Here is a 2,002-nt window from a genome sequence, read left to right on the forward strand (position 1 = left end):
GTACCTCGGCCGGGAGATCCGCCGCCCGGGCCTCGCCGGGGCCCTGGGGTTCATGAAGACGAAGGACATGGCCGTCGCCTCTCGCGCCGCGTTCGACGAGCTCGGCGCGACCGTGCGTTCGCTGACATCCCCCGTGGGGGAGATGTCGGGTGGGCAGCGGCAGGCGATCGCGATCGCCCGCGCCGTGCACTGGGCCGGGCGCCTGGTCTTCCTCGACGAACCCACCGCCGCCCTCGGCGTGCGTCAGACCAAGAACGTCCTCGAAACGATCCGTCGCGTCCGCGACAAGGGCATCGCCGTCGTTCTCATCTCCCACTCCATGCCCCACGTCATGGACGTGTGCGACCGCATCCAGGTGCTGCGCCTGGGGACCCGGGTGGCGAACATCGACGCCAAGCAGACCTCCATGGAAGAACTCGTCGGGCTCATGACCGGCGCCGTCACGAAGGACGACCAGAAATGAGCACCACGACACCGCCGACGGAGACCGTCGCGATCGGCACCTTCGACGATTCGAAGCCGAACTTCTTCGTGGGGCTGCTCAAGGCGCAGGCCTTCCAGATCCTCATCATCCTCATCGTCATCGTGCTGATCTTCAGTGCACTGGCGCCGGACTCATTCGCCCAGTGGTCGAACTTCCGCCTCATCATTCAGAACGCCTCGATCCTGGCGGTGCTCGGCGTCGGGATGACGTACATCATCATCACCTCGGGCATCGACCTCTCGGTCGGCTCGGTGCTGGTGTTCTCGGGGGTCGTCTCGGCGACCGTCATGCGCGCTCTCGGCGGAGAAGGGTGGGGCGTCGCCACCGTCGGCATCCTGGTCTCGATCTTCAGTGGCGTGTGCTGGGGGCTGTTGAACGGCTTCCTCATCGCCAAGGCGAAGATCCCGCCGCTGATCGTGACGCTGGGCTCGCTCGGCATGGCGCTGGGGCTCGCCCAGATCATCACCGGGGGCGTCGATATCCGCGACGTCCCGACGGTGCTCACGGTGTCGATCGGCTACGGCAACGTGTTCGGGTCGCTGCCGATCATCAGCGTGATCGCGCTCGTGGTCGTGGTGATCGGGGCCATCGTGCTGCACTTCACGAAGTTCGGCCTCTATACCTACGCCGTCGGCTCGAGCGAGCTCGCCGCCCGCCGCGTCGGCGTGAAGGTCGACCGCCACCTCATCTCGGTCTACACGCTGTCGGGGGCGCTCGCCGGGCTCGCCGGCATCCTGGCCCTGTCGCAGTTCTCGACCACGGCGATCGCGGGTCAGTCGCAGACCAACCTGAACGTCATCGCGGCCGTCGTCATCGGCGGAACGTCCCTCTTCGGCGGCGTGGGCACGATCTTCGGCACCGTGGTCGGCCTGTTCATCCCGGCGGTGCTGCAGAACGGCTTCGTCATCACCGGTGTGCAGCCCTTCTGGCAGCAGGTCGCCGTCGGTGCGGTGCTGATCACCGCCGTCTACGTCGACCAGGTACGCCGCACCGCCGCCACGCGCGGCAACACCCAGAGCCTCTGGCGAAAGTTCGTCAGCGGAGGACGCCGCGGCTGAGGCCCGGCATCCGACCCCACCAAGAGAGAACGGTCATCACAATGCAGTGGAACAGCAAGGTTCTCGCGTTCGCCACCCTCGGCGCCGCAGCCACCCTCGTCCTCGCCGGGTGCTCCGGCGGATCCTCGTCGGGCGGTGCCTCCGGCGGTGCCGAGGACGGGTACAAGATCGCGTTCGTGCAGGGCGTCGCGGGAGATGAGTTCTACATCTCCATGCAGTGCGGCATCCAGGCCGAAGCAGAAAAAGAAGGCGCCACCGTCACCACCCAGGGCCCCGAGAAGTTCGACCCCACCCTGCAGAAGCCGATCGTGGATGCCGTCGTGGCGTCGCAGCCCGACGCGCTGCTGATCGCCCCGACCGACGTGTCCGCCATGCAGGCCCCCATCGCCGCCGCCGAGGCCGCCGGGATCAAGGTCGTCCTGGTCGACACGACGCTGGAGGACCCCTCCGGTGCGGTGTC

General features: G+C 67.5%; 3 protein-coding genes. All 3 read left to right on the top strand.

Translation table 11 applies throughout. The features are described from left to right. Window positions 1–463, top strand: a 463-nt coding sequence (locus ASF76_RS16510) for an ATP-binding cassette domain-containing protein (protein WP_156459311.1), incomplete at its 5' end; no start/stop codon positions are given. Continuing rightward, a complete protein-coding gene (locus ASF76_RS16515) occupies window positions 460–1,542 on the top strand; it encodes an ABC transporter permease (protein WP_055960458.1) in 1,083 nt (360 codons plus the stop codon). The genes ASF76_RS16510 and ASF76_RS16515, both read left to right, overlap by 4 nt. Before the next feature lie 41 nt (window positions 1,543–1,583). Beyond that, the coding region (locus ASF76_RS16520) for a substrate-binding domain-containing protein (protein WP_156459312.1) at window positions 1,584–2,002 on the top strand (419 nt) is incomplete at its 3' end.

Source organism: Microbacterium sp. Leaf151 (genome assembly GCF_001424225.1).
Taxonomy (GTDB): domain Bacteria; phylum Actinomycetota; class Actinomycetes; order Actinomycetales; family Microbacteriaceae; genus Microbacterium.

Coding starts and splice junctions, on each gene's coding strand:
- ASF76_RS16515 (WP_055960458.1), top strand. CDS start 460: ATGAGCACCACGACACCGCCGACGGAGACCGTCGCGATCGGCACCTTC.